Raw genomic sequence first — 21104 nt, forward strand, 5'->3', positions numbered from 1 at the left:
TCAGCCGCGCTGGTCCTGGTTCCTTCTGTCCAGGGCGACGCGCGGCGGCGCGCTGTTGCCGCGCACCTGGGTGATGGCGGCGCGGCCCTGTCCCGTCTGCTGGCGGAGCGCTTCCAGCACGTCCTCCTTGGGGCCGTCGGCGGCGACCTTGCCATTGGCGATGACGACCAGCCGGTCGATGAGATCGAGCATCGAATAGCGGTGCGTCGAGACGATCACCGTCTGCTCGGGACGCAGCGCCTTGCGCAACTGCTCGATCAGCTGCCGTTCGCTGGCGAGATCCATGGCGCTCGAGGGCTCGTCGAGGAAGATCACTTGCGGATCGCCGATCAGGACGCGCGCCAGGGCCACGGCCTGGCGCTGGCCGCCCGACAAAGCGGAGCCGCGCTCGCCGACCATCGTATCGTAGCCTGCCGGGTAACGGCGGACGAATTCCTCGATACCGGCGAGCCGGGCCGCGGCGACGAGCTCGCTGTCCGCGGCGCCGGGCTTGCCCATGGTGATGTTGCTGCGGATAGTGCCATGGAAGAGCTCGGCGTCCTGGCCGAGAAGGCCGATGGTGCGGCGGATCTGGTGCGGGTGATACTGGCCCATGTCGATTCCGTCGATAAGGATGCTGCCTTTCTGCGGCTCATAGAGCTTGACCAGGAGGCGGCCGATCGTCGTCTTGCCCGAGCCGATCTTGCCGATGATGCCGACCTTCTCGCCGGGCCGGATGGTCAGCGAGAAATCATTGATCGCCGGTATGTTCGAGTTGGGATAGGCGAAGACGACGTTCTGGAACTGGATGACGCAGTTGGTGATCGGCTGGGCGAGGAAGTTCTTGCCCGCCGGCCGCTCGCTCGGCATCTGCATGATCTTGTCGAGCGCCTTCAGCGAGGAGAAGGACTGCTGCGAGCGCGCCAGCACGATGGCGAACTGGCCGAGCGGGGCCACGCAACGGCTGGCCAGCATCACCGAAGCGACGATGGCGCCCATCGATATCTCTCCTTCCTGGAAGAGATAGACGCCGACGATGATCACCGCGATGCTGACGATCTGCTGGATGGCCGAGGTCATGTGGGTCAGCGTCGAGGTGAGCTGGCGCACGCGCTCGACTGTCCGCGATGTCGAGCCGACGAGTTTCTCCCACAGGCCCTGCAGATGGCTTTCGGCGCGCACGACCTTGATCGTCTCGAGGGCGGAGATGGTTTCGACCAGCAGGGAATGGCGCTGCGCCGCCTCATTCGCGTTGCGTTCCGCCGCCCGGCGCAGCGGGATCTGGAAGGCGAGGCCGAGGCCGATGATGATGACGGCCGCCGCCGCCGGCACATAGGCGATCGGACCGCCGATCTGGTGGATCACCAGGAGGAACACGACGAAGAACAGCATGTCGGTCAAGGTGGCGATCGTGTTCGAGGTGAAGAATTCGCGCACCGATTCGAAGTCTCTCAGATGGCTGGCGAAGCTGCCGGTGGTCGGCGGCTTGCTGCTCATCTGGATGGAGAGGACATGCGAGAAGATACGGCTGGCGAGAAGCACATCGGCCCGCCTGCCGGTCGAATCGATGAGCCAGGCCCGCAATGTCCTGAGGATCAGGTCGAAGAGGAGGGCGAGCCCCATGCCGATCACCAGCACCCACATGGTGGGAATCGCCTTGTTCGGCAGCACCCGGTCATAGACATTCATCACGAAGAGCGGCGAGGCGAGCGCGATGATGCTGATGAGAGCCGCGGCGAAAGCGACCAGCACATAGGTCTTCCACAGTTTCCGGATCGCGCCCCAGAACCAGTGCTCATTGGCCTCGCTTGCCAGCGTGTCGAGGTTTTCATCGACCGTGGTGAATTCACGGGCGAGGATGGCGTAGCCGGTATAGCTCTCGGCCAGTTCGTCGGGCGGGATCTGGGCGGTGGTGCCGGTCAAGGGATCGTAGATGTGGCATGCCCGCTCGTCCTGGCGGATGAGGATGCAGGTGTCGTCATCCTCCATCAGCAGGATGACGGGCAAGAGCAGCGGCGGCAGGTCGTCGAGCTTGCGCCGCATCAGCTTGGACGAGAAGCCGATGCGGCCGAGCGCCCTGAGCGCCAGCTCCGGCGTGAGCCGGCCATTGACCAAAGGCAGGCCGGCGGTGAGCACGTCGGCCGACACGGCGCGGCCGCGCAGCGACACGAGGGCTTGCACCGCCTTGGTCAGGGGGTCGTTGTCGAATGCCAGCCGGTCGAGCGATGCCATGGTCAAGGGCGAATGCGCCGTACCAATGCCGCTGTTGATCGCCGTCAGCGACTGATCGGGGGGAAATTCATGCTTCATTGCCGGCTACCGTCCTGTTCCGGCCGAACATTCAAGAATCGCGCCAAAATCCACTCATCAAACCAGCCTCGCCGTTTTCGCCTCCCGGCATGGCCTGGTCGCGCCGCTCTCACTCCTTGGGCGGGCGCGGCTCGGTCCGCTCATAGGCGTCGGGCGGCAATGTTTCGGGGCTGTTGGCATCCCTGCGGGCATAGGGCCGCGCTTGCGCGACCGGCGCCACGCCGATCGTACGCAAGAGCGAGCCGGTCGAAGCCAAGAGCCGGTATTCGGCGAATTTCACCGCGGCATCCGATGTCGCGATCGCCGTCTGCAGGTTGAAGCGGGTATTCTGCGTGTCGAGCAGGTCGAGGAGCGAGCGCTCGCCGATCTTGAACTGCTCGGTATAGGATGACCTGAGCTGATCGGTCGCCGAGAGTTCCTGCAGCAGCACCTTGAGCCGCTTGGCCTGCTGCTGGCGGCGGTCCCAGGACAGCCTGACCCCTTCCTCGACTTCGCGCGTGATGCGGCTGAGCTTCTGAAAGGCCTCATCGACGTGGCGGATCTGCTCCTGCTTGTTGGCGGTGTCGATGCCGCCATTGTAGATGTTCCACTCCATGACAACATTGCCTTGCAGGTCGTTGTCGGCGCCGCGCTCGCCGCCGATATCCTCGCCCACTGACCCCCGGCCCTCGAGGCTCAGCTTCGGATAGAACTTCGATTCGGCGACCTTGACCTGGGCTTGCGCCGCATCGATGTCGGCCTTGGCGAAGCGGATGGAGGGGTGATTGCTGCGCGCGGTGCTGAGCGCGGCGGTGAGCGAAGAGTGCTGCCGGCCGCTGATCTTGATCACATTGCCGGCCTTGCCGATCGGCCTGCCGACGAGCTTGATGAAGGTCGCTTCCGATGCCTTCAGCTCTTCCTCGAGCTCGACGATGCGGGCCCTGGCGGCCAGCACGCGCTCTTGCGCCTGCTGGTGGTCGGCGACGCTGAGCGAGCCGCCCGAGGTGCCCTTCGCGATGTTGCCGGCGACATACTGGTGATATTTGAGGTTGTCGCGCGCATAGCCGAGGATGCGGTGGACGCGCAGGATCTCGAGATATTCGCGGATGACGGCGAGGGCGATGAATTCCGAGCGCTCCCTGACCCTGAACGAGGCGCTGTCGACGCGGGCGGCCTGGAACTCGACTTCGCCATCGACGCCGAAGCCGTCGAACAGGAGCTGGCGCACGACGACGCTGGCTTCGCGCCGGAAGAAGAGGTGGTCCGTATCGCCACTTTCGCGCGTGTTGCTGTTGTCGGCGATCTCGCCGCCGGCGCTGGCCTGGAGATCGATGCGCGGGCGGTAGAGGCCGCGGCCCTGCTCGAGCTCGAATTCGATGCCTTCGCGGTTGGCGACAGCTTCCCCGATTTCAGGATTGGAATGAACTGCCGTGACGACGGCATCCTTCATGGACATCGCAGAAAGGCACTGCGCGCCGGCAACAAAAGCCGCCAGGCTGGCAGTCGCGAGCATCATCGATCGAAACATAGTCGCCGTCCCCGTCCCTCCGCCGTAGATTTACGGTAGGTTAATAATTTCTAAACACAGTAGAGATTGCGGACAAGAGCCAGTTGATCTCACCCAAAATTAATTAAAAACAGTGTTAATCCGGCCACAGCATCGCTCTTGCTTGAATACAAGGCTGAAATGTGCTTTTGTTCCTTAATCTCATTATTGCAGGCTGGCGGATCTGATAAGACGAACGGGTGATGTGCCCGAAGCGCCGAAGAAGAACACGCCTTCGGCCTCATCAGGTGAGGCCCATGACACGACCTTGACGCGTCCAGCGCTGCCGTCGCTGCAGTTGACGGGAACGGAAAGGCCGGAGGCGAGTTCCGCCGCACGCCCGACAAGCCGCCCGGCGCAGACCAGGCCATCGCGATCGGCGAAGGCGACGCTGCTTCCCCAGAACTCGCCGCGCATGATGCCGTCGGCCGGCATGGGTTGGAGGATCTTCTCGCTCGGAACTGTGCTGCCCTCGATCTGAGGGGAATCTTGTGAGACGGCGCCGAGAAGAACGGGATTGCTGCTTTCCGCTGGGTCGCTGGAAGACTGCAGCGCCATGGCGGATTCGGGCGTCGCCGTCTGGCCGGCGCGCTCGGTGCTGTGCGGCGGTACCGTCAGCAGATTGGAGCCGGTCTCGAGCGAGGGCATGGCGCAGGCGGTGAGCACCAAGGCGATCAAGCCGTAGCTGAGGAGATGACCTCCTTGGAATAATGCGTGGCTGCCGCCCCTTCGCATCGCTGGATTTTTAGGCATCTGGCTTAAGCGAAACTGTCCGTACTTACTCAACGTATAGTCCAGTTTACGGAGCGGCACAATTCCTGCACAATACCAGAGTAAATTCATTAAAAAGTGATCCAATTTTTCGACGGCGTTTCATATGTATGCTCTCAGGCGTGGCGATCTCGATTTCCTGTCCGAATATGACGCAGCCGCAAGGCGCGGCGCGCCGCGCGGGACAGTTGTCAGTCTTCTGGTCTTTGCCGGTATGTTCCTGGTCGCCCTGGTCTGGGCATCCTGGGCCAAGCTCGACGAGGTGACGCGGGGTCTCGGCCAGGTCATCCCCTCGAGCAAGACGCAGCTCATCCAGAGTCTCGAGGGCGGCATCGTCAAGGAGATCCTGGTCCGGGCCGGCGACCGGGTCGCCAAGGGCGCCGTGCTGGTGCGCATCGACGACACCGGCTTCTCGTCAAATCTCGGCGAATCGCGGGCGAAGCAGCTCGCTTTGCAGAGCCAGGTGGCACGGCTGCGCCACGAGGCGGAAGGCGCCCTCGATGTCGAGCCGCCGTTCACCGACGAATTGCACAAGGCGGCACCCGACATCATCGCCAATGAGCTCGAGCTCTTCCGCGCTCGCCGCTTGAGCCTCGACACGCAGTTGCGCGTCCTGCAGGAAAGGATCGAGCAGCGCACGCTGGAATTGTCCGAGGTCAATGCCTCGCTCAAGCGCTTCAACGACAATCTGAAGCTCGCCGAGGAGGATATGAAGATCAAGAAGCCGCTTGCCGATCGCGGCATCGTCGCCAAGACCGACGTGCTCAAGATCCGCCGCGATATCGCCGACACCTCGGGACAGATCGCGACCGCGCAGGAGACCAAGTCGCGCACCGAGGCCGCGATCCGCGAGGCCAAGGCCATGTTCGACGAGCAGGAGCAGAAATTCCGCCAGGATGCGAGAGCCGAGCTTTCGCAAGGCATGGCCGAGCTCACCGTCATCGAAGAGACCTTGCGCGCCGCCAAGGACCGCGTGGTCAGGGCCGACATCAGATCGCCGGTCGAGGGCATCGTCAACAAGCTCAACACCAACACGGTGGGGGGTGTCGTCCAGGCCGGGCAGACGCTGATGGAGATCGTGCCGTTGGAGGATTCGCTCTTCGTCGAGGCGAAGATCCGCCCGAGCGACATCGCTTTCGTGCATCCGCGCCAGCCGGCGGTGGTCAAGATCACGGCCTACGACTTTTCCGTCTATGGCGGGCTCGAGGGCGAGGTCGAGCTCATATCGCCCGACAGCATTTACGATGAGCAGGCGCGCGAGAGCTATTACATAGTTACCGTTAAAACTTTACAGAGCCAATTAAAAGGAAAGGAAGGAGACCTTCCTATTATCCCCGGAATGGTCGCATCAGTCGACATTCTGACGGGGAAAAAGAGTGTATTGGACTACCTGCTCAAGCCCATCAACAAAGCCAGGTCCGAAGCACTCACCGAAAGATAAAATTCTCCGAAGCGCGGTCGCACTTCCTCAACCACCCTCACGGCTCTCCCGTTTACCCTGTTTCCTGGAGTTCGTCGCCGCTTTCGGCTTCGGCCTCTGTTTCATGCTCGCAACTCTGAGCCTGGGCCATGCGGCGACACCGGCGGCTGTCGAGCGCAAGGTTCAGCCGCGTCCGGCCAGGGACACGCTGCCCTTCGGCGTCTTCGGGTCGCTCGAATTCGCGACCAATGCGGCGAAGGGCTTGGGTGAATGGAAGCGGGTCACCGCCAAGGTCGATGCCGAGCGGGCGCTCTACGAAGCTTGCGATTTGGGCGGGAAGGGCTGCCCCTCGAACCTCGAGGCCTGGCGCGGCGCCATAAAACAATGGTCGGCCCTTGCTCCGCTCGCCAGGCTCATCGCCGTCAATGCCTATGTGAACGGCCATATCCGCTATGCCGATGACAGTATGATCTATGGCCGTGCCGATGTCTGGGCGAGCCCGTCGCGGGCGCTGGGCGGGCGCGGCGACTGCGAGGACTATGCCATCGCCAAATATGAGAGCCTGCGGGCTTTGGGCTTCGCCGAGCGCGATTTGCGGATCGTCGTGCTCAAGGACCTGCACCGCAAGCTGGGCCACGCGGTGCTGTCGGTGCGGCTCGGCCAAAACCTTTACATACTCGACAACCAGAAGGCGCGGCCTTTCCTGCACGACACTGTCGCCTATTACGCGCCGGTCTTTTCGATCAACCGCGAGGGCCGCTGGATCAACATCGCGACCCGCAAGATCCGCGCCGAATATGCGATTGCGGTGGAGGAGCGCGGCAACGATGCGGCCGCCGCAGCCAGGGCGAAACTCGCGGAGAAGCCGCGGAGGAAGGCGAAGCGGGTGGCGGCCATGGTCGGCGTATCCGATGCAGCCGGCGCAGCGGACGCGCCGCAAGCGGGCGGTCTTCCTGCGCCGGTCAAGAAAAGCGCCCCGCCGGTGAAGGACGGGGCGCGGGAATTGCCGTGATGTAGCGAGCGGTCAGCTCGCCGTTCCGGTGTGATCGCTTGTATCAGAGTTGTTGTCGTAGAGCACAGTCGCCGATGTGTTGCCGGTTACAACTGCGACGGTCGTCCAGGTCTGTCCGTTGGAGTTGCCATCGACATCGATCTCGAGGTTGTTGCCGGTCATCTGAGCGTAGTTCGACAGAGACTGCCCACCGGCCGTATCGACCGTGAACAGGTCGGTCAGGTCGATCGTGTCCGTGCCGATCACATAGTTGTTGATCGTGTCCGCAGCATCGAAAGCGCTCGCGTCGAAGTAGAACTTATCGCTTCCCGAGCCGCCATCGAGGGTATTGGCGCCGGCGCCGCCGCGCAGGATGTCGTCATTGTTGCCGCCGTTGAGAATGTCGTCACCCAGCCCGCCGATCAGCAGGTCATTGCCGGCGTCGCCGTTGAGTGTGTCGTTTCCGTCCAGGCCGGCAAGGACATTGGCAGAGGCATTGCCTGTAAGTTGATCGACATGGTTCGAACCGATGATGTTCTGGACGGTCGGCCCCGCCGTCTGGTTTACGCCAGAACCCGAGGCGGAATTGTCGACCGTGGTCGCGCCCGACGACAACAGATCGATGAAGAGCGGGCTGAGTATTGTGTCGCCATCCGCATCGGTCAGGGCGAGGTCGTACCTCATTTCGACCGAAGGGACATTGGTGACGGTCGATACGAAAGCGAAGGCGCCGATGTCGAAGGAATCTCCATCAAGCGATGGATCGGGATCGCCGGTGATTGATCGCGCATTCTCCATCTCTATGCGGTTGTAGCCGGTCCCTGAAGCGGTCACCTGAACGGTGTCGTTGAGATCGAGACCAGTAATCAGATATCCGCCATTGTTGTCGGTGGTGAGTGAAGCGAGATTGACGCTGACACCATTCACCTTGATGTCGGTTATGGTGGCGAGCTGTCCGTCGTCGGCAAGCTGCGCCGCATGTGTGCCCGTGTTGGTACCTGCGGGATTGTCGTCGTCAGCGCTGTAAATGCGCACCCACACCTCTTGAGAGTCGGGTGGCGGACTGCCGGTGACCTTCACGATGGCGAACTGGAAGTCATTGACATTGTAATGTGTTGTATAATCGTAGAAATTGTTGTTGCCTGAGTCCACAGTCGCAGTGTTGACGAAGTCAATTCTGAGAGCGTCTCCGTCGTCCATTTGATTGTTTGCAACGCCGATACCGGCGGTGCTCGCCGATACTGATGAGCCGGTCGTCGCGTTGCTGCTGCCATCGGCTGCCCGTTGGTAACCGGAGAACAGTAGATCCTGCGTTGTGTTCGCCACGTCGAGCGCCTTGAACTGTTGCGTATTTTGTCCAAGTGCGGAAAAGTTCGACACGGTCGTCGTCTGTGTGGCGCCGATCTGCGCGAACACGTCGACCTGATAGGTGTCGGTGCTCGAGGCGAGGCTGTTGTCCGGTTGCAGCGTCACCTGGAACACCTTGGTTCCGGTACCGAAGCCACCGATCCATCCTTCCAGTCGACCGGGTGTCGCCGCATCGCCGTCGTGATTGTTGAGGAACAGTTGGATATTCTGGCCGCCGGAAGTCAGGTTGACCGTGTTGCCGTTGATGGTGCCGGTAGCCTGCTGGCCGTTTGTGATATTGGCGAAGGCGATCGTCCCAGGCTGGTCGGTGCCGACATTGTTATCGATATTGACATCGACGTCGAGATCGAACACGCCGGTCGAGCTGGCGGCGTTGATCAGGGCGGCGTTCTCCGGCGCGATGATCGAGGGACCTGAATCCTGGAAAGTGATGAAATTGCCGATATCGACGGATTGTGCGGAAACATCTCCGTCGCCGTCGGTCACGGTCACGGTCGCCTGAATGGCGCTGGCCGCTATGGACAATGCATCATCCGGGTTGCTGGTGATTGGATGCTTGATCGCCAGATATTGCGCGACGCTCAACTTACCGTTCGCGTCGATGGCGATGGCGAAGGCTACCGGGTCACCCAAGGTCACCGTATCGTCGTCATTGGTGTCGACGAGGCCGAGAATGATATCGCCCTGCTTGAGCAGGAGGATATCGTGCCCATCGAGCGAGTCGAGGTTTGAATCGGCATTGGCTGTGGTGCCGAGGGACAAAACTGTCGTCCCTGCCCCATCAGCGCCGTACTGCGTTCCTGTCGTCGTAACGACCGCCGCGGCGCTCTGGGCCCAGCCGATCAGGATGCCGAGGCCCGCGATCATCGCCGGCACCGCTCCGCTCTGGTCATTCGCGTCGCCATCGACGCCGGCCGTCTCGTCATGAATGACTGAGCCCGTTCCCAAATTGACGACGGCCTGCGGCACATCGTCGATGACGGTCACATTGACCACCCCGGTGACGGTGTCGTCGCCGTCCGAGCCCTGCACCGTGACCGAGCCGAGATTGAGGCTGGTGGCGACGTCGTCGCCGAACAGGTTGTGGAACTCATCCGCCAGCACGACGGTGACCGTCACATTGCCGTTGCCGTTCGGCGCGATCGAGCTCGCCCCGCCGAGCGTCAGGGTGATCGCCGTCTGACCGTCGACCGTTCCGGTGATGACGGTGCCGGCCGGGTTCATCGACCAGGAGATCTCCACTCCTGCCGTGTTGGTATCGCTGTCGGTGGTCAGCCCGGCGAAGCCGGTGAAGGCAAAGTTCGTCAGCGTGTCCGAACCGGCGGTGAAGTTCAGCGTCGCGACCTGCGTCAGGGCCAACGGCGTCGGGTCGGAACCGTCGCTCAGATGAGCTTCGTCGAGGCTCACATTCTGCGCCGTCGCATTCTGCGGGTTGGCGCCGTCGGTGATGGTGATGGTGTGGTTGTCGGTGGCGACGTCGCCGTCGGTATCGGTCACCGTCGCCGTGAAGGTGAAGCTCGGTTGACCGGCGACATCGAGCGCCGGGTTGAAGGTCCATGTCGCATCGCCATTGGCGTCGGTCGCTATCGTCAGGACGCCGAGCGTATCGCCGCCCAGGGTCACCGTCGCCGCGGTGGTCGCCGGCGTGCCGTCGAGGGTGAAAGTCAGCGGCACGCTCAGCGTTCCGCTCTGCAGCGTCACCGTCAACGTCGCATCCTGGTCGGCGCCCTCGGTGATGGTGATCGCACCCGTCAGGTCCGGCCCATTCTCCGCAACGCTGTCGGCGCCGTCCGAGCCGCCGTCGGATTCCGCGATCTCGACACTGGGCACATCGTCGATGACGGTCACATTGACCACCCCGGTGACGGTGTCGTCGCCGTCCGAGCCCTGCACCGTGACCGAGCCGAGATTGAGGCTGGTGGCGACGTCGTCGCCGAACAGGTTGTGGAACTCATCCGCCAGCACGACGGTGACCGTCACATTGCCGTTGCCGTTCGGCGCGATCGAGCTCGCCCCGCCGAGCGTCAGGGTGATCGCCGTCTGACCGTCGACCGTTCCGGTGATGACGGTGCCGGCCGGGTTCATCGACCAGGAGATCTCCACTCCTGCCGTGTTGGTATCGCTGTCGGTGGTCAGCCCGGCGAAGCCGGTGAAGGCAAAGTTCGTCAGCGTGTCCGAACCGGCGGTGAAGTTCAGCGTCGCGACCTGCGTCAGGGCCAACGGCGTCGGGTCGGAACCGTCGCTCAGATGAGCTTCGTCGAGGCTCACATTCTGCGCCGTCGCATTCTGCGGGTTGGCGCCGTCGGTGATGGTGATGGTGTGGTTGTCGGTGGCGACGTCGCCGTCGGTATCGGTCACCGTCGCCGTGAAGGTGAAGCTCGGTTGACCGGCGACATCGAGCGCCGGGTTGAAGGTCCATGTCGCATCGCCATTGGCGTCGGTCGCTATCGTCAGGACGCCGAGCGTATCGCCGCCCAGGGTCACCGTCGCCGCGGTGGTCGCCGGCGTGCCGTCGAGGGTGAAAGTCAGCGGCACGCTCAGCGTTCCGCTCTGCAGCGTCACCGTCAACGTCGCATCCTGGTCGGCGCCCTCGGTGATGGTGATCGCACCCGTCAGGTCCGGCCCATTCTCCGCAACGCTGTCGGCGCCGTCCGAGCCGCCGTCGGATTCCGCGATCTCGACACTGGGCACATCGTCATCAAGAGTGATCGTCAGCGTGCCATCCGCCTGTGACCCGTTCGCGTCGGTGATCGTGTAGGGGAGAACGACCGTCGCGTCGTTCTCGGCGTTCGGACCTTGCTCATGCAGGATGTTGTCGCGCAGCGTCACCGTATAGGCGCCCGTCGCCGGGTCGGTGATCTCGACCGTGAACAGCACCGTGCCGGCACGCGCGGTACCAGGGGCCACCGTCGCCGTCAGGATGTTGCCGGCGACGCTGTAGAGCACCGTCTCCTGGCCGACCGTCCCGGTCGTGCCGTCGAGACCCGCAAAGGAGAAGCCGTTCGCGCCCGCGCCGTCGCCGCCGACGCTGCCGCCCAGCGTGCCCACGAACACGCGCTCGTCTCCGAGGCCCGCACCGCTGTCGCCGATATCGGCATCGAGGTCGGTGGCGGCATCGGCCGCTGCGTTGCCGTCCGGAAGGCCGTCATCGTCGACCGCGGCCGCAGCCGATCCACCCGTGGGCAGGTTGTCGATCGGGGGAGGCTCCTCCGCCGCCTCATCCTCGCGGTGGAACGGCAAGAACTCCCGCTGCTCGGGGAACTGGCGGTCGAATTCGGTGAAGCCGAGGAGGTCGCGGATGGCGAAGGGATCGCCGATCGCGCCCGGCCCGAAGCCGAAATTGCCGCCCGAGGATTCGGTGTTGGCCGTCTCGCCGCTGTCATCGCCCGCCGCCGGGACCGTGACGCCTCCCGCCTCCAAGCTCGCGATCAGCGCTTCCGCCGGGATCTCGATATCGCCGATGACCAGCGTCTGGATATGCTTCAGCCCGTCCTTGATGACGATGAGCGAGCCGTCCACCTCGCGCAGGATGAGGTCGTCGCCGCTGACCAGGATGGCCTCGATCTGGGTATCGGTCGGCAGCACGATCTTCTTGCCCTTGCCGGCCTCGAGCTGGATCGTGATGCGGGTCGTGTCGTAGCTGTCCACCTTCTCGACGGTGAAATTGGACGCGGGCTTGCCGGTGCCCTGGACCTCGACATTGCCCTTGGCCGGGGGTGTCGTCGCCGAATTCTGCTGGGAATTACCGTTTACGTTAGCAGCGGGAGCTTGTGATTCCGTTGCGGTTTCCGCCCCGGTATTTTCCGCCACATAGGTCGTTTCAGAACCCGAATCCGACTCGTAGCTCGAACGATCGAAATCGCCGCGGTCAACCATCCGTAAACTCCCGTAAATGCCGTCCAAGCTTGGCGCGAGCCGTTAAGACTTTCTTTACGCTATTATCTCGGAAAAATTACTCTGCGTACCGCAATCCGTGGTTGAGGCATTCACCCGGAATAAACAATTCGACATAGAATAGTATATGGTTGCATGAAAAACGGGTAAGGTTAGCTACGCTACGTCAAAATCTTGCCGGCGCCGCTCGCAGCAGCTATATGCAATAATATGTAGTTTCCTTGAGACGGACGGCGCCCCTGGACAAACCCTATCTCGGCATGACGGAAACGTCGCTGAAGATCATTCAGCGCGACGGCGCCCGCTCGGCCGTCAAGCTCGAAGCGGTTTTCTGGTCGCAGCTCAAGGATTTCGCCCGGGAAGACAAGGTCAGCCTGTCGGAGCTCATCTACCGCATCTGGGACAAGGAGCCGGCCAGGAACCGCACCGCGCTTTTACGCTGCTATTGCCTCGACCGCTGGCGCAAGAATGCCAGCCTCCTGCAGATGCATCCGGCCCGCTTCGACATGCTGGCTCTCATCGCCGCCTGCCCGACCCCGGTCGTGATCATCACGCATGAGCGCAAGATCGCGGCCTTCAACCCGGCCTTCTCGACCGCGATCCTCACCCCGCGCACCGGCGGCGCCGGCGACAAATCGCGCGCCCTTGCCATCACGCTGAGCGAGCCCATGCGCAAGCTCCAGCAGCGCCTGATCGATGATGCGCGGCGCATCCCGGTGCTCCAGGTCGGCTTCCAGGCGGGCGGCCGCACCAGCTACCACAAGGCGCGCTGCGCGCTCGCCGACCGCTCCGCCGGGCTCACATCGCTCCTCATCCTGTTCCTCGAGACGGTGTGAGCCGATCTTTGGCGCTTTCCGCCGGATTTTGCTGAATTTCCCTGCGATTCGCCGGGCAAGATCGGATTGCTCCCCAATAGACACGCGAAAGGACGATCCTGGTGCCGACTGAACTGAAGATCCCGAAACGCGGCTTCACGCCTGCCGAATTCGAGCGCCGCACGCAACGGGCGCAAGCGATCATGGACGCCCGAGGCTTCGATGCGCTCCTTCTCACCGCGCCGCCCAATGTCCGCTATTTCTCGGGCTTCGATTCGCAATTCTGGGAAAGCCCGACACGGCCCTGGTTCATCGTCGTGCCGCGCGAGGGCGCCCCCATCGCGGTGATTCCGGAGATCGGCGCGCCGGAAATGGCGCTGACCTGGATCAAGGACATCCGCACCTGGCCCGCACCCAGGCCTGAGGATGACGGCCTGTCGCTCCTCGCTTCGACGATCGGCGGGCTCAAGCGCAAGCACGGCCGCATCGGCGCCGAGCTCGGACGCGAGATGGCCTTACGCATGCCGGTCGTCGACTTCCTCAAGCTGCGCGATGGCCTTGGATCCACCATCGAGGACGGATCGCCCGCGATCTGGGAAATCCGCATGGTCAAGACTTTGGCCGAGATCGACCACATCCATTACATATGCCAGCTCGCCAGCGACGCCTACGAGGCGCTGCCGTCCCAGATCGCGATCGGCGAAAGCGAGCGCGAGGTGGTGCGCAAATTGCGCATCGACATCGCCCGGCGCGGCGCCGATGCGACGCCCTTCATGCCGGCCATAGCGGGGCCGGGCGGCGTGGCGCAGATCGTCTGCGGCCCGCATGACCGCAAGATCGCGGAAGGCGACATCCTGTTCATCGATACGGGCTCGACCTTCGACGGCTATTTCTGCGATTTCGACCGCAATTATGCCGTGGGCAAAGTATCCGACGATGCCCATCGCGTGCATGAGGCTCTGTGGCAGGCGACCGAGGCCGGCATCGCCGCGGCGGTGCCGGGTGCCAAGACCGACGATGTCTGGCGCGCCATGGCGAAGATCATCGAAGAGGCGGGCGCCATCGGCAACAATGTCGGAAGGCTCGGCCATGGTCTGGGCATGCAGCTCACCGAGCCGCCCTCGCACCGCCTGGGCGACGGCACGGTCATTGTCGAGAACATGGTGCTCACCATCGAGCCCGGCATGGAATATGCGCCGGGCAAGATGATCGTGCATGAGGAGAATATCGCGGTGACGAAGGACGGGGCGCGGCTCCTCACCAAGCGGGCGCCGCGGCAATTGCCGGTGATCCGTTGAGCAATCTGTCGATCGACGGCGAGCGCCTCCTGGCACGTTTGCGCGCTTTGGGCGAACTCGGCCGCGGCGCCGACGGCAAGCTCACCAGGCTCGCGGCCTCCGCTGCCGACAAGCTCGGCCGCGACCAGTTCGTGCAGTGGGCGAAGGCCTTAGGTCTCGATGTCAGGGTCGACCGCATCGGCAATATTTTCGCGCTTTGGACCGAGGCGACAGATCCCAAAGCTGCGCCGCTGATGCTCGGCTCCCATATCGACACGGTGATCGATGCCGGCATCTATGATGGATGCTATGGCGTGCTCGCCGGTCTCGAAGTCGTCGAGACCTTGCGGGAAGCGGGTTTCACGCCGTGCCGGCCCATCGTGATCGCGGCCTTCACCAATGAGGAGGGCGTACGCTATGCGCCCGACATGATGGGCTCGCTCGTCTATTCGGGCGGGCTCGCGGCCGATGCGGCTCTGGCCGTCAAGGGTGCGGATGGCAGCGTGCTCGGCGAGGAGCTTGCCCGCATTGGCTATGCCGGCGCTGAAGAACCAGGCTTCCTCAAGCCTGACGCCTATATCGAGCTCCATATCGAGCAGGGGCCGGTGCTCGAGCGCGAAGGTCTCGCTATTGGCGCGGTCGAGAATCTGCAGGGCATTTCCTGGCAGCGCATCACCATAGAAGGTGTCGCCAACCATGCCGGCACGACACCCATGGCGCTGCGCCATGATGCGGGCCATGCCGCGGCACGCATCATCGCCTTCCTGCACGAGCGCGCCTCGGCCTCGCCATCGGGAACGGTGGCGACCGTCGGCACCATCGCCTTCGAGCCCAATGCCATCAACGTCATTCCGGCGCGGGCGACCTTTACCGTCGATCTGCGCGATCCGAATGAGGAATGCCTCGCGGCGGAGGAACAAGCCTTGGCGGAATATCTGAAGCAGATCGCGCAAGAGCAGGGTGTCGCGATCTCGGCCGAGCGTCTGGCGCGTTTCGCGCCGGTCACCTTCGATGCGAAGCTCGTCGCCGAGATCGAATCCGCGGCCGATGCCCGGGGCTTGAGCGCGCGCGCCATGACCTCGGGCGCCGGGCACGATGCCCAGATGATCGCGCGCATCGCCCCCGCCGCCATGATTTTCGTGCCGAGCATCGGCGGCATCAGCCACAATCCCAAGGAATTCACGCCCGAGACGGATCTGGTGGCGGGCGCCAATGTCCTTCTCGATGTGGTGAAGCGCCTGGCGTCGCCGCGGGCTTGTGGTCATTGCCGGCCGGCACCGCCGTCTTCGCCTTGCTGCGCCAGCGCTGCTTCTTGCGCCAGCGCAGCTTGCGAAACCCCGCCCGCAGCATAGGCGAACCCTTCAGAAGGGCGGCAGCGCTGCGCTCATCTCCGCGCGCACGCCATTGGCCCAGCGTCTCAGTTGGTTGACGAAGAGGTCCGGCGCCTCGACCGCGGCGAAATGGCCGCCATGGTCCATGGGCGTCCAGCCCACGACATTGAACAGCTTCTCGGCGAAGGAGCGCGGCGGCCAGGTATGGTAATGCTGCGGGAAGAGCGCGAAACTCGTCGGCGTCTCCACCCGCCGGCCCTTTTGCATCATGCGCACACCGGCTTCCGCTGAGGCCGCGTCATACCACACGCTGCTCGCGAAGGTTTCCGTCATCAGATAGGTCATGATGTTGGTGACGAGGAAATGCTTTGGGTAAACCTCTTCGAAGCTTCTGTGCCTGAGATCGGCCCAGTCGTGGAAGCGCTCGATGAACCATGAGGCCTGCGCCATCGGATCCTTTGCGACCGCCCAGGCGAGGCTCTGCGGCTTCGTCGCCTGCAGGTGGTTATAGGCATGGAGCGGATATTCGAGCCGGTCGCGCTCGGCCGCCCAATTTTTCTCCTCGGTGCTGTCGAGCCGGCCGGGCGCCGTCACCAGGAAGGTGGTGAAATGCAACGCCCGCAAACGTTGCGGATGGTCGATGGCGATGAAGGTATTGATGATCTCGCCCCAGTCGCCGCCTTGCGCGAAATATGAGTCATAGCCCAGCACGTCGGCCATGAGCTTGTTGAACAGGGCACCCGTCTGGCGCTGGTTGAACAGGCTCTTGGGCTTCTGCGAATAGCCGAAGCCCGGGATCGACGGGATGACGAGGTCGAAGGCATCGCTGGCTTTGCCGCCGAAGCGGCTCGGATGGCTGAGCTTCTCGATGACCTGCCAGAATTCGTAAGTCGAGATCGGCCAGCCATGGCTCAAGAGCAGCGGGCGCTTGCCTGAAGACTCGCCGACGATGTGATTGAAATGGAGCGTGAAGCCGTCGATCTCGGTCGAGAATTGCGGAAAGCGGTTGAGTTCGGCCTGGGCCGCCTCGGCATCATAGTCGTTGAGCCAGTAGTCGCGGAATTCCCGGAGATAGTCGGCATCGCAGCCGAATTTCCACCCCGTGCCGTCGAGATGGTCGGGGAATTCATAGTCGCGCACCTTCTTGAGAATTTTGTCGACCGCCGCCTCACGCCAGCGGACCTCGAATGGCTTGATCGTCATGAATTATCCTCGCCTTGACTTGACAGGCGGGACTATTGCCGCGCAGGGTAGTGCGGGCAAACGATATTATATGCACTAGTCATGCGAAAATAATGTATTATGAGCGTTCTCGACATCGAGGTCCTGCGCACCTTCCAAGCCATTGCGCGCTTTGGCCAATTTCGCGCCGCGTCGCTCCATTTGAACAAGAGTCCGTCGGCGATCAGCGCCCATGTGCGGCGCTTCGAGGAGATGGCGGGCGGACGCGTTTTCGAACGCGACAACCAGGGTGTCAGCCTGACGCCCTTGGGCCGCGGCCTCCTGATCAAGGCGGCGGAGCTCCTCGAAGCGCATGACCGCATCGTCAGGAGCTTCGACGGCTCAGCCGAGAGCGAGCGCTTGCGGCTCGGCGTGCCGGAGGATTTTGCGCGGGCCTTGCTGCGCGATGTGCTCGATCTCTTTTGCGGCGAATATCCGCGCGTCGAACTCGAGGTGATCACCGCCTCTTGCGGCGAATTGCGCCACGAGATCCGCAAAGGCAGTCTCGATCTCGGCCTGATCCTGGCCCCAAGCGATGATGCCGAGGCGAAGGACTTCGTGCCGGTCCTGCCGAGCCGGCTTGTCTGGGTCGGGGCCGTCGGGTTCAAGCCGGCGTCGAGCGAGCCGGTGCCCCTGGCGCTCCATGCCGATGGCTGTCCCTATCGCGCGGCGGCGATCGAGGTTTTGGCGAAGCAGGGCCGTGCCTGGCGCTGCGTGATGATGAGCTCGGGCTCGGCCGCCGTCGAGGCGGCGATCGAATTCGGCCTCGCTGTCGGCGTCGTCGAGCGCATGCGCGTGACCAAGGCCATGCAGATGCTGGGCGAGAGCGACGGCTTCCCGTCATTGCCCGAGCACGGCTTCTATCTCCTGCGCGGCAAGAGCGCGCCCGGAAAAGTGCAGCTCTTCCTGGAAGAGCTGATCCTGAAGCGCTTTCGTCCCTAGCTCCGCACAAAAGCCAGCTTGTCGAAGCGCTGGCGGAATTGGCTCACGCGCGAAGCAAGGGAAGAGGGATCATTGGCGGCGAGGGCCCCGGCGATCAGCCCGGCGAGCTCCGGCATGTGCTGAGGCCCCATGCCCCAGCGCACGATCTCCGGTGTCCCAAAACGCAGGCCGTTCATGTCGCCATCGACTTGAGCCTCCGGCAGGCCGATGCCGCAGGCGAGGATGTTGGCCGCGCGCAATCTCGCCGACACCGCCTGGCCGCCGCCAAGGCCTCGCGCCCTGATGGCGAATTGATGCGAGCGGGTGAAGCCGTTCAGCGTCTTGAACACCGGCACGCCAAGCGCTGCGAGCGCCGCGGCCAACGCTTGCGCGGTATCCACCATGGCCTCGGCATAGGCAGAGCCGAATTCGCGCCAGTCGAGCAGCGTCACCGCGAGCGCCGCCGACTTCGCCACGTCGAAATTCGCGGTGAGGCCCGGAAAGGCGATATGGTCGAGCCTTTCTGCGAGCTTGGCGTCATTGGTCACCACCAGCCCGCCGGCCGGACCGCCCAGGCTCTTATAGGTGCTCATGGTCATGAGATCGGCCCCGTCCTCGAGCGGATTGGACCAGGCGCCGCCGGCGATCATGCCGCAAAGATGCGCGGCATCGAACAGGATGCGAGCGCCGACCTCATCCGCGATGCGCCGCACGCTCTTCACATCCCAGGGGAAGAGATTGAGGCTGCCGCCGAGCGTGATGAGCTTCGGCCGGATCCGGCGCGCAAGCTCGGCGAGCTTGCCGATATCGATCGCGTAGGTCTCAGGCTCGACGGGTGCTTCATGGATGGAAAGACCATAGAGGCCGGCAGCACCCGCGCCATGATGGGTCACATGGCCGCCGATCGATGCCGGTGGCACGATGACGGCATCGCCGGGCTTCGTCGTCGCCATGAAGGCATAGAGATTGGCAAGCGCGCCTGAGCCGACCCTGATCTCGGCGAAGCGCGCCTTGAAGATCTCGGCCGTAAGCGATGCCGCGATGATCTCGATCTTCTCGATGGCCTCGAGACCCATCTCATATTTCTGCGAAGGATAGCCGAGCGACGGGCGCGAGCCGAGGCCCTGGGCGAGGAGCGCCTCGGCCTTGGGATTCATCGTGTTGGTGGCAGGATTGAGATTGACGCATTGGCGCTCATGGATGCGCTTGTTCTCCGCCGTGAGCGCCGCGATGCGTTCCTCGATGGCTTGCGCGTCCTGGACCTCGGTCCATTGGGCGAGATCGCCGACATAATCCTCCACCGCGTTCCCGACCCAATCGCGTCTCGCCAAGCTCGTCATCCGTGTGCTCCCGATCGATCCTTCCAGGCAAATAGAGCGCCGATTGCCAAAGCCTGCAAACCAGCTATCGTCACCACCCAGGCATAGAAAAACTAGGTCTCAAGCCATGGCCGTCAATCCGCCGCGTCCGCCCCTGCCGCCCTTGAAGGCGTTGCGCGTCTTCGAGGCGGCGGCGCGCCTCGGCGGCTTTGCGGCCGCGGCCGAGGAGCTCAATGTGACGCCGGGCGCCGTCGCCCAGCAGATCCGCAAGCTCGAGGAATGGCTGGGTGTCGAGCTTTTCCGGCGCACCGCGCAAGGCGTGCATTTGCCCGAGCATGGCCGGCGCATCGCTCTCCAGATTTCCGACGCGCTCGATGACCTGGCAGCGTGCGCCCGGGCGTTGCGCCAGCTTTCCGGCCCGCGGCCGTTGCATCTGGCGGCCTCGCCGGCCGTAGCGCAGCTATGGCTGAGGCCACGCCTCGCGGGGCTCAAGGCGGCTTTGGGCGGAGCGCAGATCTCGGTTACCGCGATCGAATCCCCGCCCGATCTCGAGCGCGAAATGTTCGACGCCGCGGTCTTCTTCCTCGGCCAAAGCGAGGCGCCGCATGGCGCAACCGTCACGCCGATCGAGGAAGATGTCATCGCGCCTGTCTGCACGCCGGCGATCGCGGCCGAGCTTGCAGCACCCGACGACCTCTCCCGGCAAACCTTGCTGCATGATTCAATGTGGCGGGCCGATTGGAGCCGCTGGCTCGAAGTCGTTCATGGCTCTCTGTCGCTTGCCGAATCGGGACCCGTCTATTCGCTCTACAGCATGGGTGTCGATGCGGCGCTCGCGGGTGAGGGTGTGCTGATGGGTCATCTGCCGCTCGTCCGCTCTTTGCTGGAATGCGGAAAGCTTGTCAGGCCGTTCGCGCCAAGCTTGTCGCTGAACCGGAACCTGTCGCTGCTGCTGCCGGCCCATGCGCAAGCCGCGAGCTGGGCCGATGCTTTGAAGACCTAACGGCGGCTGCTCGCCATCACGCAGAGCAATTCGAACATCATGGTGGCGCCGGCCAGCGCCGTGGCGCCCGTCGGATCGAGCGGCGGCGAGACCTCGACGAGATCGGCGCCGATGATGTCGATGCCGTCCAGCATGCGCACCATGGCCTGCGCCTCGCGTGTGGTGATGCCGCCGATCTCCGGCGTGCCGGTCCCGGGCGCGATCGAGGGATCGAGCGCGTCTATGTCGAAGGAGACATAGGTCGGATGATCGCCGACAAGCTGGCGCGCCTCCGCCATCACCGCTTTCGGGCCGCGCTCGGCGAACTCTTCGATGAAGACGATACGCACGCCCTGATCGCGCGCGAAATCGTAATTCGAGGAATCGGAAATGGCGCCCCTGATGCCGATCTGGATCACGCGCTTGGGATCGAGCAGGCCCTCCTCGATGGCGCGGCGGAAGGGCGTGCCGTGATTGAAGCGGTTGCCGAAGAAGCTGTCATAGGTGTCGGAATGAGCATCGAAATGGACGAGTCCGACCGGCCCCTTCTTGGCGAGCGCGCGCAGGATCGGCAGCGAGATGAGGTGATCGCCGCCCGCCGTCAAAGGCCGGGCACGCGCTTTGTGGATTTTCGCGAAGAACTCCTCGATGCTGGCGAGGCTCGCCATGAGGTCGAGAGGATTGACCGGCGCATCGCCGCAATCGCCGCATTTGAACCGGTCGAAGGGCGAGAAGCCGGTGACATGATGGACGCGGCGCACCAGGCTCGACTGGTTGCGGATCTCGCGCGGCCCGTGGCGGGCGCCGGTGCGGTTGGTGGTGCCGCCGTCGAAGGGCACGCCGACGATGGCGACATCGACCTGGTCGGCTTGCGCGATCGGCAGGCGCATGAAGGTCGGAAAGCCCGCGAAACGCGGCACGACGCCTGAATCGAGCGGCTGGAATTCGGCGTTGCTGGTTTTCTTGTTCATCATTGTTAC

At 63.6% G+C, this 21104-nt stretch carries 14 protein-coding genes; 7 read left to right on the forward strand and 7 right to left on the reverse strand.

Going from position 1 to position 21104, the window contains the following annotated elements:
• The 3 genes from DS839_RS17695 to DS839_RS17705 all read right to left on the reverse strand — a co-directional run bounded on the left by DS839_RS17695 (window position 1) and on the right by DS839_RS17705 (window position 4492).
• The gene (locus DS839_RS17695; RefSeq protein ID WP_119271780.1) at window positions 1-2289 is read right to left on the reverse strand and encodes a type I secretion system permease/ATPase; all 2289 of its coding nucleotides are present in this window, start codon (window positions 2287-2289) and stop codon (window positions 1-3) included.
• A 109-nt stretch (window positions 2290-2398) separates the two neighbouring features.
• The gene (locus DS839_RS17700) at window positions 2399-3718 is read right to left on the reverse strand and encodes a TolC family protein (protein WP_162918625.1); all 1320 of its coding nucleotides are present in this window, start codon (window positions 3716-3718) and stop codon (window positions 2399-2401) included.
• Window positions 3719-3979: 261 nt separating this feature from the next.
• On the reverse strand, window positions 3980-4492 hold the full coding sequence (locus DS839_RS17705; RefSeq protein ID WP_119271782.1) for a hypothetical protein: 513 nt from the start codon (window positions 4490-4492) through the stop codon (window positions 3980-3982).
• Between the two features lie 199 nt (window positions 4493-4691).
• On the opposite strand from DS839_RS17705, the gene DS839_RS17710 reads away from it, so the two are divergent.
• A complete protein-coding gene (locus tag DS839_RS17710) occupies window positions 4692-6026 on the forward strand; it encodes an HlyD family type I secretion periplasmic adaptor subunit (RefSeq protein ID WP_119271783.1) in 1335 nt (444 codons plus the stop codon).
• Window positions 6027-6129: 103 nt separating this feature from the next.
• Window positions 6130-7017 (forward strand): transglutaminase-like cysteine peptidase, encoded by an 888-nt coding sequence (locus DS839_RS17715; protein ID WP_119271784.1) that lies wholly within the window; start codon window positions 6130-6132, stop codon window positions 7015-7017.
• 12 nt (window positions 7018-7029) lie between these two features.
• On the opposite strand, the gene DS839_RS17720 is transcribed toward DS839_RS17715, so the two are convergent.
• Window positions 7030-12240, reverse strand: coding sequence for a beta strand repeat-containing protein (locus DS839_RS17720; RefSeq protein ID WP_119271785.1), 5211 nt, complete (start codon window positions 12238-12240; stop codon window positions 7030-7032).
• 239 nt (window positions 12241-12479) lie between these two features.
• Between DS839_RS17720 and DS839_RS17725 the strand changes: the two genes are divergently transcribed.
• The 3 genes from DS839_RS17725 to DS839_RS17735 all read left to right on the forward strand — a co-directional run bounded on the left by DS839_RS17725 (window position 12480) and on the right by DS839_RS17735 (window position 15702).
• Window positions 12480-13094 (forward strand): ribbon-helix-helix domain-containing protein, encoded by a 615-nt coding sequence (locus tag DS839_RS17725; RefSeq protein WP_162918626.1) that lies wholly within the window; start codon window positions 12480-12482, stop codon window positions 13092-13094.
• Between the two features lie 101 nt (window positions 13095-13195).
• Window positions 13196-14371 (forward strand): M24 family metallopeptidase, encoded by a 1176-nt coding sequence (locus DS839_RS17730; RefSeq protein ID WP_119271787.1) that lies wholly within the window; start codon window positions 13196-13198, stop codon window positions 14369-14371.
• Window positions 14368-15702 (forward strand): Zn-dependent hydrolase, encoded by a 1335-nt coding sequence (locus DS839_RS17735; protein ID WP_119271788.1) that lies wholly within the window; start codon window positions 14368-14370, stop codon window positions 15700-15702. The genes DS839_RS17730 and DS839_RS17735 overlap by 4 nt, the downstream gene beginning before the upstream one ends.
• Window positions 15703-15711: 9 nt before the next feature.
• On the opposite strand, the gene DS839_RS17740 is transcribed toward DS839_RS17735, so the two are convergent.
• Complete coding sequence (locus DS839_RS17740; protein WP_119271789.1) at window positions 15712-16884, reverse strand: epoxide hydrolase family protein; 1173 nt, start codon at window positions 16882-16884, stop codon at window positions 15712-15714.
• A 99-nt stretch (window positions 16885-16983) separates the two neighbouring features.
• Between DS839_RS17740 and DS839_RS17745 the strand changes: the two genes are divergently transcribed.
• Window positions 16984-17844, forward strand: coding sequence for a LysR family transcriptional regulator (locus DS839_RS17745; RefSeq protein ID WP_119271790.1), 861 nt, complete (start codon window positions 16984-16986; stop codon window positions 17842-17844).
• On the opposite strand, the gene glyA is transcribed toward DS839_RS17745, so the two are convergent.
• On the reverse strand, window positions 17841-19163 hold the full coding sequence (glyA, locus tag DS839_RS17750; RefSeq protein WP_119271791.1) for a serine hydroxymethyltransferase: 1323 nt from the start codon (window positions 19161-19163) through the stop codon (window positions 17841-17843). The genes DS839_RS17745 and glyA overlap by 4 nt on opposite strands.
• A gap of 106 nt (window positions 19164-19269) precedes the next feature.
• Here glyA and DS839_RS17755 point away from each other — a divergent pair, with 106 nt between their 5' ends.
• Window positions 19270-20145: a LysR family transcriptional regulator gene (locus tag DS839_RS17755; RefSeq protein WP_119271792.1), complete on the forward strand. Its 876-nt coding sequence runs from the start codon at window positions 19270-19272 to the stop codon at window positions 20143-20145.
• On the opposite strand, the gene speB is transcribed toward DS839_RS17755, so the two are convergent.
• The gene (gene speB / locus DS839_RS17760) at window positions 20142-21095 is read right to left on the reverse strand and encodes an agmatinase (RefSeq protein WP_119272067.1); all 954 of its coding nucleotides are present in this window, start codon (window positions 21093-21095) and stop codon (window positions 20142-20144) included. The two genes, DS839_RS17755 and speB, sit on opposite strands and share 4 nt — an antisense overlap.
• Window positions 21096-21104 lie beyond the last annotated feature (9 nt).

The sequence above is a fragment of the Taklimakanibacter deserti genome, from assembly GCA_003574785.1.